At 68.5% G+C, this 14,568-nt stretch carries 10 protein-coding genes and 1 pseudogene; 8 read left to right on the top strand and 3 right to left on the bottom strand.

From position 1 onward, the window contains the following. Nucleotides 1-604: 604 nt before the first annotated feature. Nucleotides 605-1,927, bottom strand: coding sequence for a TIGR00366 family protein (locus BLV92_RS26900; protein ID WP_090551518.1), 1,323 nt, complete (start codon nt 1,925-1,927; stop codon nt 605-607). 371 nt (nt 1,928-2,298) lie between these two features. Here BLV92_RS26900 and BLV92_RS26895 point away from each other — a divergent pair, with 371 nt between their 5' ends. Next, nucleotides 2,299-3,924, top strand: coding sequence for a methyl-accepting chemotaxis protein (locus tag BLV92_RS26895; RefSeq protein WP_143040737.1), 1,626 nt, complete (start codon nt 2,299-2,301; stop codon nt 3,922-3,924). A 93-nt stretch (nt 3,925-4,017) separates the two neighbouring features. Here BLV92_RS26895 and BLV92_RS26890 read toward each other — a convergent pair whose 3' ends face one another. Beyond that, nucleotides 4,018-7,206, bottom strand: a complete 3,189-nt coding sequence (locus BLV92_RS26890; RefSeq protein WP_090551515.1) for an EAL domain-containing protein — start codon at nt 7,204-7,206, stop codon at nt 4,018-4,020. Next, complete coding sequence (locus BLV92_RS26885) at nt 7,203-8,804, bottom strand: methyl-accepting chemotaxis protein (RefSeq protein WP_090551514.1); 1,602 nt, start codon at nt 8,802-8,804, stop codon at nt 7,203-7,205. Before BLV92_RS26885 ends, BLV92_RS26890 begins: the two co-directional genes overlap by 4 nt. A 112-nt stretch (nt 8,805-8,916) precedes the next feature. Between BLV92_RS26885 and BLV92_RS31830 the strand changes: the two genes are divergently transcribed. The 7 genes and pseudogenes from BLV92_RS31830 to BLV92_RS26865 form a co-directional block, all read left to right on the top strand. After that, nucleotides 8,917-9,375 (top strand): hypothetical protein, encoded by a 459-nt coding sequence (locus BLV92_RS31830; protein WP_143040736.1) that lies wholly within the window; start codon nt 8,917-8,919, stop codon nt 9,373-9,375. 118 nt (nt 9,376-9,493) lie between these two features. Next, a pseudogene (locus BLV92_RS26880) lies at nt 9,494-11,216 on the top strand (IlvD/Edd family dehydratase); the annotation flags it as partial. Next, nucleotides 11,199-11,798, top strand: a complete 600-nt coding sequence (locus BLV92_RS26875) for a hypothetical protein (protein ID WP_342029126.1) — start codon at nt 11,199-11,201, stop codon at nt 11,796-11,798. The pseudogene BLV92_RS26880 and the gene BLV92_RS26875, both read left to right, overlap by 18 nt. Before the next feature lie 594 nt (nt 11,799-12,392). Beyond that, the gene (locus BLV92_RS32980; protein ID WP_342029125.1) at nt 12,393-12,788 is read left to right on the top strand and encodes a sodium:solute symporter family transporter; all 396 of its coding nucleotides are present in this window, start codon (nt 12,393-12,395) and stop codon (nt 12,786-12,788) included. Then, nucleotides 12,770-13,174, top strand: a complete 405-nt coding sequence (locus BLV92_RS32975) for a sodium:solute symporter family transporter (protein WP_208862146.1) — start codon at nt 12,770-12,772, stop codon at nt 13,172-13,174. Before BLV92_RS32980 ends, BLV92_RS32975 begins: the two co-directional genes overlap by 19 nt. Before the next feature lie 246 nt (nt 13,175-13,420). Beyond that, nucleotides 13,421-13,693: a hypothetical protein gene (locus BLV92_RS32395; protein ID WP_208862145.1), complete on the top strand. Its 273-nt coding sequence runs from the start codon at nt 13,421-13,423 to the stop codon at nt 13,691-13,693. Nucleotides 13,694-13,775: 82 nt separating this feature from the next. Beyond that, a partial coding sequence (locus BLV92_RS26865; RefSeq protein ID WP_244283993.1) for a porin occupies nt 13,776-14,568 on the top strand: 793 nt, incomplete at its 3' end.

Genomic DNA, 14,568 nt, shown 5'->3' with positions numbered 1-14,568 from the left:
AATGCTTGGGAGTCCTTCTCCATCATCGTTCGATTCAGAATTAATATTGTTCTGCCTGGGATTTCTGCGAACCAGCATGGCAATGCCGCTAAACGCCGACGCCCTGGCGCTGTCGCGCAAGGACCGCTCCATGAGCGTCGGAGAGTACGCTACGCCTTTCTTTCACGGCGTCCGCGACCGGGTAAGCGGCCTTCCCGGCGCGGTTCGATCCTTCTCGCGGGCACAATCGTGCGCGGCCTGGCAACGACCGCCAGTCTGTGGCCGGTCGAGGGAATTGGCTTGCCGTCGGAGGCGGAACGTACACCGCGTCGAAAACGCCGGACGTCCACGAATGCCGGCAGGCGAATTGAGCGCAGGCGGAGGAAACGCAGCGCAGCTACGAATTGCGGGCAGCTTTTTATTTACCGGGGGATTCGCCGAAATAGCGGCCCCCATCGTTTGATCCGGCTTTCCCGATCGGGTATTTCCACGAATTCGACGGCGGGCGAGGCAGCGTCCCGCTGCTCAACGCAAGCGCGGACGCGAGAGGTCGGCGATCCGATACGGCCTGATGCAGGCAGGCGCCATAACCGGCTTCGCCCCGCTCACATCCGCGGAGCGCCCCTCAAAACAGGTACATCCCCGCGATGAACACGACGCCGGAAAACAGCAGCGTCGTCACGCAGTACCCCATGATGTCCCGCACGCCGAGCCCGGCGATTGCGAGCGCCGGCAGCGCCCAGAACGGCTGCGCCATGTTGGTCCACGCTTCGCCGTACGCAATCGCCATCGCCGACTTGCCGAGGTCCGCGCCGAGCGCCTGCGCGGCCGGCATCACGAACGGCCCCTGCACGACCCAGTGGCCGCCGCCGGAAGGCACCGCGAAATTGATGACCGCCGAGCTGAGGAACACGAGCAGCGGGAACGTATGCACGTTCGCGATATCGACGAACCACTTGGTGATGATGCCCGCGAGGCCCGAGTGGTCCATCAGCGCCTGGATGCCCGCATAGAACGGGAACTGGATCATGATGCCCGATGCGCCGCGCGCCGCGCCGGCCACCGCGCGCGCATAGGCCATCGGCGTGCCGTGCAGCACGAGGCCGGCCGCGAGGAACACGAGGTTGACGGTGTCGATGTCGAGCGCGAAGCCCTTGCGCGAGAAGCGGACCACCAGAAACGCGACGCACAGCAGCGCGACGAGGATCGACAGCGCGCGGCTCTCTTCGAGCCGTTCCGCGAACGTCGAATCGGGGCCGAGCTTGCGCACCGGAACCGGCGGATCTTCGAGCAGCGCCGGATCGACCGACACCACGTCGCCTTCCTTCGGCATCATCAGCCGCGCGAGAATCGGCAGCATCACGATCAGGCCGATCGTGATGAACGCGTTATAGCCGGTGAAGATCGTGTCGGTTACGGGGATCAGGCCGACGGCCTTTTCCATCGGATTGCCCTTCGTCGCGGCGACGAGCGGCACCGAGCCGGACAGCCCGCCGTGCCACGTCAGAAACCCCATGTACGCGGATGCGACCAGCAGCCGGTAGTCGCTGCCGCGCACGCGGCGCGCGACTTCGCGCGAGAACATCGCGCCGAGCACGAGGCCGAAGCCCCAGTTGATCGCGCACGCGATCGCGGCGACGAACGCGACCAGCATCACGCCCTGGGCCGGCGTGCGCGCGCAGCTCGCCAGCGCGACGAGCAGGCGCCGCACGGGCGCCGAACTGGCGAGTGCGTGGCCGGTCACGAGGATCATCGCCATCTGCATCGAGAACGCGAGCAGGTTCCAGAAGCCGGTGCCCCACATCATCGCGAGGTCGGCGGGTTGCTGCGGTGTCAGCCCGAACGCGAGCACGAAAGTCAGCACCGTCAGCAGGATCGCGAAGATCAACGGATCGGGCAGCACCCGATGCACGACGCCAGTAAAAAAACCCGAAATACGCTGTATCACCTGTCTCGACTCCTTGCCATCCTGTTCTTTTATCGCCGCGCCTGTGCAACGGCGGCGCCATTCTGTCATATTTCGGCGCGTTTCACAGCGCCGATTCCATGCAGAACCCGCGCGCGGTGCGGGCTTGTGTGACGGACCCGCGGCGGACCCTATCGGCGGCATTGAGAACTTCAAATGGCCAATTCGCGCCGCCCAGGCAAAGCTCATCACAGCGCGACAGGCGCTCAGTCATCCTTCCCGACCCATCGTTCACGGACCGGGAATAAAACGGCGCCTGCCGCTGTTACCACACGAAGCCCGCATCGGCGCATCGCCGCTGCCGGCGCGAAATCCACAACGGCTACGGGGTCATCATGATATCGATGCGGCGCATGACAGTGCGAGCACAACTCATCGGCGGATTCGGCGTGCTGCTCGTCGCGCTCGTCACGCTGGCGGCGGTCTCGATCTACCAGGTTCACAACATCCGGATGCGGCTCGACGACATCATCGACGTGAACGGCGTGAAGGAGCGTTATGCGATCAACTTCCGCGGCAGCGTGCACGACCGGTCGATCGCGGTGCGCGACGTGCTGCTGGTCGATGCGACGGAACTGCCGGCCGTCGTCGACCACATCCAGCAACTCGCGGCCGACTACGACCACTCAGCGCAGCCCCTCGATCAACTGTTCGCCGCGAACGTCGGCATCGTGCCGGCCGAGCGGACGATCTATGCGCGCATCAACGCGGCGCGCGCCCGCACGCTGCCGCTGATCGACGACGTGATCGCGCGCCAGCGCGGCGGCGACGCCGAGGGCGCGCGCCGCGTGCTGCTCGACGGCGCCCGTCCGGCGTTCGTCGAATGGCTCGCGTCGATCAACGCGCTGATCGACTTCGAGCAGGCGCGCAGCGAACAGCAGGGCGCCGAGGCGCGCCGCATCAGCGCGGACTTCCGGCTGTTCATGGGCGTGCTCGCCGCGCTTGCGTGCGCGCTCGGTCTCGCGGTCGCGTGGTTCGTCGTACGCAGCATCGGCCGCACGCTCGGCGCGGATCCGCGCGACGTGATCGCGCTGGCCGACTCGATCCGCGAAGGCGACCTGTCGCGCAGCGTCGCGCTGCACGCCGGCGATACGTCGAGCGTGATGGCGACGGTGGCGCGGATGCGCGACACGCTCGCGGACATCGTCACCCAGGTGCGGCTTGCGGCCGAGGGCGTGAGCATGGCGAGCCGCGAGATCGCGCAGGGCAACGCGGATCTCGGCGAGCGCACCGGGCGTCAGGCGAGCGCGCTCGAACAGGCGACCAGCGCGCTCGGCGAATTCGACGCGAGCGTCGCCGCGAACGCGAGCAACGCGATGCACGCGGACTCGCTGTCGAAGCGCGCGTCGACGACGGCGGGCGACGGCGGCGCGGCGGTCGGGCGCGTGACCGAATCGATGCGCGGCATCCGCGCGTCGTCGGACCGGATCGGCGAGATCATCGCGGTGATCAATTCGATCGCATTCCAGACCAACATCCTCGCGCTGAACGCGGCCGTCGAGGCGGCGCGCGCCGGCACGCACGGACGCGGTTTCGCGGTGGTCGCGAGCGAGGTGCGCAAGCTCGCGCAGCATAGCGCCGAGGCGGCGGGCGAGGTGAAGGCGCTCGTCGGCGAGAGCGTGACGCGCGTGAACGAAGGGACGCGCGAAGTCGATTCGGCTGGCGACACGATCGCGGAAGTGGTCACGTCGTCCGGCAACGTGATGTCGATCATGGGCGAGATCAACGACGCATGCCGCGCGCAGACGCGGCAGATCGGCGAGGTGCGCGACATGATCGACCATCTGGAACGCGCGACCCAGCAGAACGTCGCGCTCGTCGAGCAGTCGGGCGCGGCCGCGGCGTCGTTGCAGGAGCAGGCCGACGCGCTGCTGTCGACGGTCGGCCTCTTCAAGCTCGCGGACCCGGCGGCGACGCGCCGGCGCGAAGCCAGCGCGCCCGCGCGGACCGCGAACGCATGGCAAGCCGTGCCGGCGTGATCGGGCGGACCCGCTGAAATGGCGGGGCGAGGTTGCCGGAGAACGGACCGGCGGCCTCGCCGCCTCGCCAGGACATTCCCACGGATCGATCCGCTACGCGGCGTCGGCCCCGACGCCGAGCGTCGCGATCAGACATTGCCGCGCCAGGCAGTAAGCCGCGCTGCCCGGCCGGTGGATCAGCGCCGCGTCGAGCAGCGCGCGCTGCGCGAGCGAATCGGATTCGTCGTCCTGTAGCGCGGCCTCGATGTCCGCGAAGAACTTCGTCAGCGGACACGCATGGCACAACGACGGCGGCGGCACGGCCGCCGGTTCGGCATCCGGCGGCGTCGCGGCCGAGGTCCGGACGATCGCCGCGAGCCGCTCGAACGCGCCCGCATCGTTCAGCACGAGGTTGATCCGCTCTTCCCAGATCAGCAGCCGCGCGAGCTTGCCGAGCGCGCTTTGCGGCTGCGCGCCCGGGTCGGGCGGCGCGGGACGTTTCGCGAGCCAGTCGAGCAACTGGCGCGCGGGCATCGGCCGCGCGATCCGGTAGCCCTGCACCGCATCGGCCTTCAGGATCGCGATCGCTTCGAGCAGCGCATCGTCCTCGACGCCCTCGACGATCACCGACTTGCCGAGCGAATGGCCGAGCCGCGTCAACTGATAGATGAAGTTCAGCACGCTCGACCGGTTGCGGCCGGCGAGATTCACGATGCTGCGATCGATCTTGATCCAGTCGAACGGCAGCTCGCGCAGCCGCGCGAGGCTGCTGTGCCCCGCGCCGAGATCGTCCTCCGCGAGCACGACGCCGAGCGCGCGAAACCGCGCCAGTTCCGCCGGCACGTCGACGTCGGGCGGCAGCGCGTCGGTTTCGAGGATTTCGAGCGTCAGCGCAGCGGGCGGACAGTCGTGTGTCGCGAGCCCGCGCCGGGTCGCGTCGAAGTAGCGAATGTCGCCGAGCGCGCTCGACGGCAGGTTCAGCGACACGTTCAGCGCGACGCCGCTGTCCAGCCACTGCCTCCGGTACACGAGCGCCTGGCCGAGCCCGCGCACGTACAGTTCGAAAAAGTCGTCGGACGTCAGCGCGGGCAGGAACTCGTTCGGCATCAGGAGGCGCGAGCCGTCGAACAGGCGCGCGAGCATCTCGACCTTCGTCACGTTGCCGGTCCGCAGGTCCATGATCGGCTGGCAGTGCATCTGCAATGCGTCGGAGCGGAGCAGCGCGGCCCAGCGTTGCCGCGTCGCCTGCGGGATCGTGTGCGTCGGCCCCTGAAGGTTCGCGATGCGCCCCATCGCGAACGCGAGCAGCGTTTGCAGCAGGTCGGTGAACGCGATCTGCTCGGCCGACGAATAACCGCCCGGAAATGCGCTGTGCAGCGTCAGGATCGCGAGCGGCGGGTGGCCGGGCTGGCAGACCGGAATCGCGACGCTGGAGCACAGTCCTTCGCGTTTCGCGACCGCCTGCCATGACGTCATGCGCGGATCGGTGCCGATGTTGATGCAGCGTTCGCTCGCGCCGCTCCGCCACGCGAGGTCCGCGACCCGGATGCCGTCGTGCGCGCCGGCCGCGCCGGGGCCGGGCTGGCGCGGATGCTTCTCCAGAATGCGGCCCGACGCGGCCTCGACGCGGAACAGGCCGTCGCGGTCGGGACGGCCGATCGAGCAGCCGGCGACCTCGTCGCAGGTGCCGAGAATCTCGACGACGCGGTTGATCAGGTCCGGGTAGTTCTCGGTCGTGCCCGCGAGCCGCGCGATGCTCAACAGCACCTGCTGGCGCTCGTCCTGCAGCCGTTCGTACGCTTCGGTCTGCCACGCGAGATCACGGTTCAGGCGGCGGCTCAGCACCTGGAGCGCGCCGCTGTCGCGCTCGCCGCCGAGCCGCGCGTAGACGGCGGCCGCGAGCAGGCCACGGCTGCGCACCAGTTCCTCGCGCTCCAGCCCGACCATCGCGTGAATGCGGCCGACGCGCATCGCCATCGCGCGATGATCGGCTTCGGCCAGGCCCGGGTCCGCGAGCACGAACAGGTTCTGGATCTGCTGCGCCTTCAGGTGCTGAAGCTCGAAGTCGGTCAGCGATTCGAGGATCACGGACGACTTCGGCAGCCGCGTCAGGCGCTCGTAGAACTCGTTGACGATGCTTCCGGCGTCGCGCTGCAACGCGGCGGACAGCGACGCCAGTTGCGGCAGGTGAGGGCTGTACAACCCCGACGGATCGGCGTCGCGCGCGAGCGCGGGCAGCGGCGCGGGCGCCTGCAACGCCCAGCGCCACCAGTGCTCGCGCTGGTCCCGCTGCGCCTTGCTTTCGCGCAGCGCGCGGTCCGCTTCGGACAGCACGTCCGCGAGCGTCGTCTCCGGCGCGTTCGGCCACAGCGCGAGCCCGAGCGTCGCGCCGCATTGCCACGCGGTGTGCCCGATGTCGAACGGCTGCGTGAGCCGCTCGTACAGCCGGTCGAACAGCGGCCGCAACGCCTGCACCGGATCGCGCGCGCCTTCGAGCACCAGCACGAACTCGTCGCCGGCGAGGCGCGCGACGAAGTCGCTCGCGCGCAATCCCGCCTGCAACCGCACGGCGACCTCGCGCAGCACGTGGTCGCCCGCGTCGTGGCCGAACAGGTCGTTGACCGGCTTGAAGCGGTCGAGGTCGAGCACGCCGATCACGAGCGGCACGTTCGAGCGCGCGCTGCGCGCCGACGCATGCTCGACGTGATGCGCGAGCGCCGTCATGTTCGGCAGGCCGGTCAGCGGATCGTGCAGCGCCAGTTCGCGCAGACGGTTCTGTTCGGCGCCGAGGCGCAGCCGGTCGAGCGCGACGCCGGCGATCAGCGCGACGTGGTCGAGCGCGAGCGTCCAGTCGGGCGACGCGAAACGGTCGGTCTCGCGCGCGAACAGGCACAGCAGACCGCCGTCGTGGCCGTCGTATGTCAACGGCACGGCCGCGCAGGTGCGCCAGCGGGTTGCGTCGGGCGTGCCGTCGTCCGCGTCGTTGTCCTGTTCGACGGACAGCGCGGCGATCCGCACCTGCCGGGTGCGCCACGCGTCGCCGGCCGGCCCCTGTCCTTCGGGTTCCGTTTGCCGGATCGAAACGCGGTGCCGCTGTGCATACGCACGCGTCCGTTCGTCGCCGGCCGGTCCCGGCAGCAACCGCCCTTCGGCGTCGGGCCTGCCGACATACGCGCCGTCCGCGCCCGCCTCCATCGCCCAGTGCACGAGCGCGTCGGCCAGCGCGTCGAAGCATTCCGCGCGCAGCACCCGCTGGTCGAGCGCCAGCACGCTGCGGGCGAGCGTGTCCGTGTGCGGGCTCATGTCGGCGAGCGCGGCGTCGATGACGGTTGAACCGCGGACCGGAGCGTGTCATGCCGCCCGAACACGGCGACCGCGTGCAGCAGATGCGCGGTGCGCTCGCGCAGCGACTCGGCCGTCGCGGCCGACTGCCCGACGAGCGCGGCGTTCTTCTGCGTCATCTGGTCGAGCTGGCCGACGGCCGTGTTGATCTGGCCGATGCCATCCGCCTGCTCCTTCGTCGCGCTGCCGATCTCCGCGATCAGCGCGCCGACCCGCTCGACTTCGGACACGATCGAATTCATCGCATGGCCGGCCGCGCCGACCACTTCGCTGCCGTCGTCGATGCGGCACACGCTGTCGCCGATCAACCGGCGGATCTCGCTCGCCGCCGTCGCGCTCTTCTGCGCGAGCGTGCGGACCTCGCCCGCGACCACCGCGAAACCGCGCCCGGTGCTGCCCGCGCGGGCCGCCTCGACGGCCGCGTTGAGCGCGAGGATGTTGGTCTGAAACGCAATCGAGTCGATCACGCCGATGATCTCGTTGATCCGCCGGCTCGCCTCGGTGATGCCGCTCATCATGCCGACCACCCGTTCGACGCACGCGCGGCCCTGCGCGGCGGCGTCGCTCGACGAGCCGGCGAGCGCGCCCGCGCGATTCGCGGCCTGCGCGTTGCGATCGACGATCGACGTCATCTGCTGCATCGACGCGGCGGTCTGTTCGAGGCTCGACGCGGCTTCCTCGCTGCGCCGGCTCAGGTCGACGTTGTCGCGCACCATCTCGTCGTTCGTCGTCTGCAGGCCGCCGATCTGCTCGCTGACGTCGTCGACGAGCGAGTGCAGGTTCAGCCCCGACTGCTGGATCGCGCGCGCGAGCATGCCGATCTCGTCGACCCGGCCGAGCCGCAGTTCGCCGCCGCGCTCGCCGGCCGCGACGCCGAGCGCGGCGGTCAGCATCTGTTCGAGCGGCCGCGCGATCTGCCGTTCGAGCACGCTCGCCGTCGCGCCGCCGAGCAGCGCGGCCGCCGCCGCGAACGCGCCGAGCGGCGCGCCGCGCAGACCGGCTGCATACGCGGCCGCGATGCAGCACGCGGCGACTGCCGCGAGCGCGTAACGGATGCGGGTGCGCACCGGCATCGTCCGGAACACGGCGGTCCAGCCGAGCAGTCCGCCGCGCACGACGAGGCCATGATGGAAGCGCAAGCCGGTCGCGCGTCCGTCCACGAAACGCCGATAGAGCTGCGCGGCCGCGTCGATCTCGTCGCGGCCCGGCCGCGTGCGCACCGACAGATAACCGACCGGCACGCCGTCGCGCACGATGGGCGTCGCGTTCGCGCGCACCCAGTAGTGATCGCCGTTCTTGCGCCGGTTCTTCACGACGGCGGACCACGAAATGCCCGCGCGCAACGTCGCCCACATGTCGGCGAACGCCTCGGCGGGCATGTCGGGATGGCGCACGACGTTGTGCGGCGCGCCGATGAGTTCGCTCTTGTCGAAGCCGCTCGTCTTGATGAACGCGGCGTTCGCGTAGACGATCCGGCCATTGACGTCGGTGACGGACATCAGCGTCGTGTCGTCGGCGATCGGATACTCGCGCTGGGTAACAGGCACGTTGTTGCGCATGGTTCGAAGGTTCGGGCTGGCGTTGGATTCGCGACATGGCCGCCGCGTGGTGGCGGCGGGCGCAGCGCGAAAGCGGAACGCGCAGTGAGGTCCGGCGACTACGGATGGCACGATGGCCCGACGCCGCGCGTGCGGCGCCGTCGGCTCTCAGTGGATACGTTTAACGGGCGATACGCGGCTCGCGTCCATCGTGCATTCACGCGAGCCCGGCCCACATTTCTGGTCGGTGCTTTTCTGGCGGTGCTGCGTTGCGTACGGCTGCGGCTGGCGGTTCGTCGAACGGCGTCGGCGCAACGTCCTGCGCATCCGGTTCGATCCGCGCGAACGATATGTGACGGCGACGCGCTATCCAAAGCAGGCGTTACTCTACCTTCACGATTCGCATTTGCGATTCGCCGCTTATCTCGTTTTTCGACGGAGATTGACAATACGCAATTTCGTTGCATTGCGGCGCGCGGCATTTAAAACGGCATTTGCGAACGGTGTTAATCGCGCATCCGTAACCGGATATCAAGGTTCGTTGCAACGTCATTCGAATGCGCGAATTAAATGCGGACTGCGCAAACGATAAAGCGTCGAACGACAAAACGTTTGCGTCCCGCTGAAACGCGAACGCGCCGGAAAACGCCGTTCGCCGCAACGGTTAGAATTTCCGGACCACCCACCGACGACCGATCAGGAGGCACCCGATGCCGAACGGTTCGAACCGCACGGGCCTGCGCCAGGGGCTGACGAATTACGGCGACGAAGGCTTCTCGCTGTTTCTGCGCAAGGCGTTCATCAAGGGCGCGGGTTACACCGACGACGCGCTGTCGCGCCCGATCGTCGCGATCGCGAATACGGGCAGCGCGTACAACCCGTGCCATGGCAACGCGCCGCAACTGATCGACGCGATCCGGCGCGGCGTGATGCTCGCGGGCGGCCTGCCGGTCGAGTTCCCGACGATCTCGATCGCGGAGAGTTTCTCGCACCCGACCAGCATGTACCTGCGCAACCTGATGTCGATGGATACCGAGGAGATGATCCGCGCGCAGCCGATGGACGCAGTCGTGCTGATCGGCGGCTGCGACAAGACGGTGCCCGCGCAACTGATGGGCGCGGCCGCGGCCGGCGTGCCGGCGATCCAGCTCGTGACCGGCGCGATGCTGACCGGCTCGCATCGCGGCGAGCGGGTCGGCGCGTGCACCGATTGCCGGCGCTTCTGGGCGAGTTTTCGCGGCGACCAGATCGACGCCGAGGAGATCGACGCCGTGAACGACCGGCTCGTGCCGACGGTCGGCACCTGCTCGGTGATGGGAACCGCGAGCACGATGGCGTGCATCGCGGAGGCGCTGGGCATCATGCTGCCGGGCGGCGCGTCGCCGCCGGCGGTCAGCGCGGATCGCATCCGTATCGCGGAGCGCACCGGCGCGCAGGCGGTCGCGATGATCGGCGCGCAACTGACGCCCGCCAGGATCCTCACGCCGCACGCGATCGAAAACGCGCTGCGCGTGCTGCTCGCGATCGGCGGCTCGACCAACGGGCTCATCCATCTGACCGCGATCGCGGGGCGGCTCGGCATCCGCATCGACCTCGACGCGCTGGACCGGATCGCGCGCGACACGCCGGTGCTCGTCGATCTGAAGCCGTCGGGCCAGCACTACATGGAGGACCTGCATCGCGCGGGCGGTCTCGCGGTCGTGATGCGCGAGCTGAAGCCGCTGCTGCATCTGGATGCGTTGACCGTCACCGGCCGCACGCTCGGCGAGGAACTGGACGCCGCGCCGGCGCCGTTCGGGCAGGACGTCGTGCGGCCGCTCGCGCGGCCGATCTATCCGCAGGGCGGGCTCGCAGTGCTGCGCGGCAATCTCGCGCCGGGCGGCGCGATCGTCAAGCAGTCGGCCGCGAGCGCGGCGCTGATGGAGCACGAGGGGCGCGCGGTCGTGTTCGAGGACGCGGAGGATCTCGCGCGCCGGATCGACGACCCCGACCTCGACGTGCGCGCGGACGACGTGCTGGTGTTGAAGCGGATCGGCCCGGTCGGCGCGCCGGGGATGCCGGAGGCGGGCTACATTCCGGTTCCGCGCAAGCTCGCGCGGCAGGGGTGAAGGACATGGTGCGGATCTCGGACGGCCGCATGAGCGGCACCGCGGCCGGCACGATCGTGCTGCACGTGACGCCGGAGGCGGCGATCGGCGGGCCGCTCGCGATCGTGCGCGACGGCGACCGGATTCGCTTGAGCGTCGCGCGGCGCTCGCTCGACCTGCTGGTCGGCGCGGACGAGATCGCGGCGCGCGTGGCCGCGCTGCCGCCGCGTGTCGAGGACCCCGATGCGCGCGGTTATCGCAAGCTGTTTCTCGCGACGATCACGCAGGCCGACGAGGGCTGCGATTTCGATTCCTGAAGGCGCCGCGCGTGGTCGCAACCGTGCCTCGCGAACCGGAGGACGAAGCTTGGCGGTACCAGTTGCGGCTCACCGTATCGGAGGCGCTCGCGGGCGCGCTGCGCGGCGACCACGCGGCCAGCGTTCATCCGCCGCTCGGCGACGTGCTGCGCCGGTTTCGCGCGACGCTGGTCTGCCAGCTCGATGCGTTCGCCGGTTACGTGCGCGAAGCGGAACAAAACGGCCGGACGGTTATCCGCTTTACCGGTGGACGCGCGCGACGATCGGGAACCCGGACAAGCAGGCGCGTTATCTGCGGTCGTTCACGGTGTATGTCGGCGGCGAGCAGGTCTATCCGCGCCGATGTCGCCGACGCGCTCGAAAGCGGAGTTGCGCAAACTGGTCGAGCCCGAAGGCATCACGGCCGTCACGAAATTCGACACGAATCCGGCCAACAGTCCGCAGCCGCCGGCGCAGTGACCCGGCGCAAGCCCCTCTGTGCGAATTCGCGCTGCGCGCAACAGTCGTTCATTAACGTTTACCCGCCTATACGGCGTATGCGGCGTCGTTTAGCCCGCGCGCTCCGGATTCCTTCTCTCCCCTTCGTCCATCTCGCCGTGCGCCGCGCCTGAACAGGCGCGCGGCGTTTTCACGTCGTTTTTTCCCTTCGCTTTCGATGCGCGCACACCCGCACGCCAAGCCTTCTGCGGGGGCCGCCGATTAATTTTGACGCCCTTGACGCCCCATCTGACCGTCCCTAGACTAATTCATAATTAAGTTATTTGATACGTAATTAAGTAATACGGGGTGGCGAAGAGAGCGCAGGCGGGCGCAATGCGGCCCGTGTCGGCGCACGCCTGCCGGATGCACGTTGTCCGCGGGCCGTCCGTTTCCCCCGATCCGAAAACCACGCGCCATCGCGACCGCTTGCGACGGGAGCAAGGCGTCCCTTTAGTCCTGCTATCAGAGTGACCATGAAAACGAAATCTTCCTGACAGGATTCATTTCTTACGTCGTACTGATGGTCGTCATCAGCGCGATTCTCAGCCGCCGGCAGAAGTCCGGCGTCGAGTTCCTGCTGGGCGGCCGCTCATTTCCGCTGTTCCTCACGCTCGGCAGCACCGTCGCGACCATGGTCGGCACCGGTTCGAGCATCGGCGCGGTCGGCTTCGCGTACAAAAACGGCTGGGCCGGCGTGCTCTACGGGCTCGGCGGGCGCGGTCGGCATCCTGCTGCTCGCGTGGATGTTCGCGCCGATCCGCAAGTTCCAGTTCATGACGATGAGCGAGGAACTGTCGTATTACGTCGGCGCGAATCGCATCGTGAAGAACGTGTCCGCGGTGCTGATGCTGATCGCGTCGCTCGGCTGGCTCGGCTCGCACATTCTCGGCGGCGGCCTCTATCTCGCGTGGATCGCGCACATCGACCTGACGCTCGCGAAGGTGCTGATCGCCGCGGGTTTCGCCGCGTACGTCGTGATCGGCGGCTATACCGCGATGGTGTGGACCGACACGCTGCAGGCGATCGTGCTGTTCATCGGCTTCGTGCTGATCGCGTTCTTCTCGGTCACGCTCGCGGCGGTCTCGGCCACATCCAGGCGCAGATGGACCCGGCCGCCGTGACGTTCCTCGCGCTCGACAAGATCGGGCCGCTGCACGCGCTGTCGCTGTCCGTCGTCGTCGCGGTCGGCGTGCTCGCGACGCCGTCGTATCGCCAGCGGATCTACGCGGGCCGCGACGCGGGCACGGTGCGCCGCTCGTTCCTGATCTCCGGCGTGCTGTACCTGTTCTTCTCGCTGCTGCCCGCAGTGATCGGCATGGCCGCGCACGCGCTCGATCCGAAGCTGCCGAACGCCGACTTCGCGTTCCCGTTCCTCGCGTCGCAGGTGCTGCCGGTGTGGCTCGGCCTGATCGTGCTGACGGCCGGCATGTCGTCCACGCTGTCCACGTCGAGCGCCGATTCGGTGGCGCCGTGTCGATCCTGCTCGTCGACATCCGCTCGATGCTGACCCGCCGCCAGCCGGACCCGCGCAAGGCCGTCGCGCATTCGCGGATCGCGCTCGTCGCGGTGATCGGCGTCGCGTTGCTGCTCGCGCTGCCGTCGAGCGACATCATCAGCTACATCACGAAGATGATCGCGACCGTGCTGTCGGGCCTCTTCGCATGCGGCGTGCTCGGCCGCTTCTGGGCCGCGCTTCACGTGGCAGGGCGCGCTCGCGACGCTCGTCAGCGCGTCCGGCACGTCGCTCGCGGTGATGGCGGTGCCGTCGTGGAGCAGCTTCTGGGGCAATCCCTGCATTCCTTCGGTCGTCGCCGCGTTCGCGGCCGGCGTAGTCGTCAGTCTCGTGACGCCGCCCGTGCGGGTCACGTCCGAAGAAGCGCTCGCACTTCTCGCACAGGAGCGCAAGCAAATGGAAGGCGCGCAAGCTGGTTCACTGACGTCGCGCCTTCCGGCCTGCCGGCAGCCGTTCGCGTTTGCCGGCGTTCACTCGTTCCACATCGATCCGGACTCAAGGAAACCACAATGAACAAGCACATCGTCCGCAGCATCATGTCCGCCGCGGTCGCAGGGGTTGCGCTGGCGCCGCTCACGCGCAGAGCAACGTCACGCTGTACGGCGTCGTCGACGCCGGCTTCACCTACACGAACAACCAGAAAGGCAACTCCGCGTACCAGGCGACCCAGGGCAACGTGCAGGGCTCGCGCTGGGGCCTGCTCGGCACCGAGGACCTCGGCGGCGGCACGAAGGCCACCTTCCGGCTCGAAAACGGCTTCTCGCTCGAATCGGGCGCGGCGGGCCAGGCGGGCCGGATGTTCGGCCGCAGCGCGTGGGTCGCGCTCGGCAACAACCGCTGGGGGACGGTGACGCTCGGCCGCCAGTACAACAGCGTGCAGGACTTCCTGTGGCAGGAGCAGACGAACGGCGTCGGCGCGCTGTCGCAATACGCGAACGCGGTGTTCGACAACGACGACCTGAACAACACCTATCGCACGAACAACGGCCTCAAGTACACGACACCGACGATCTCGGGCTTCACCGCGAACGCGATGTACGCGTTCTCGAACACGGCCGGCGAATTCGCGAACAACCGCGCATGGAGCGTCGGCGCGGACTACGCGAACGGCCCGCTGCGCCTCGACGCGGCGTACTCGCTCGTGAACAGCCCGGCGACGAACACCACCGGCGCGGCTCCTTCGGATAACTATTATTCGCTGTCGTCGTCGATCATCAGCAACGTGTCGCGCAACCAGGTCTGGGGCCTCGGCGGCACGTATGCGATCGGGCCGGCGACGCTCGCGCTGCTGTACACGAACTCGACGTTCGACATCATCGCGGGCGGCAGCCTGCGCTTCGCGAACTACGAAGCGAGCGTGCGTTACCAGCTGACGCCGGCGACGCTGC

This window comes from Paraburkholderia caballeronis, from assembly GCF_900104845.1.
In the GTDB taxonomy this organism is placed as follows: Bacteria; Pseudomonadota; Gammaproteobacteria; order Burkholderiales; family Burkholderiaceae; genus Paraburkholderia; species Paraburkholderia caballeronis.
This window is presented reverse-complemented; position numbering and strand designations above follow the sequence as displayed.

Coding starts and splice junctions, on each gene's coding strand:
- BLV92_RS26895 (WP_143040737.1), top strand. CDS start 2,299: ATGACAGTGCGAGCACAACTCATCGGCGGATTCGGCGTGCTGCTCGTC.
- BLV92_RS26890 (WP_090551515.1), bottom strand. CDS start 7,206: ATGAGCCCGCACACGGACACGCTCGCCCGCAGCGTGCTGGCGCTCGAC.
- BLV92_RS26885 (WP_090551514.1), bottom strand. CDS start 8,804: ATGCGCAACAACGTGCCTGTTACCCAGCGCGAGTATCCGATCGCCGAC.
- BLV92_RS31830 (WP_143040736.1), top strand. CDS start 8,917: ATGGCCCGACGCCGCGCGTGCGGCGCCGTCGGCTCTCAGTGGATACGT.
- BLV92_RS32975 (WP_208862146.1), top strand. CDS start 12,770: ATGGACCCGGCCGCCGTGACGTTCCTCGCGCTCGACAAGATCGGGCCG.
- BLV92_RS32395 (WP_208862145.1), top strand. CDS start 13,421: ATGGCGGTGCCGTCGTGGAGCAGCTTCTGGGGCAATCCCTGCATTCCT.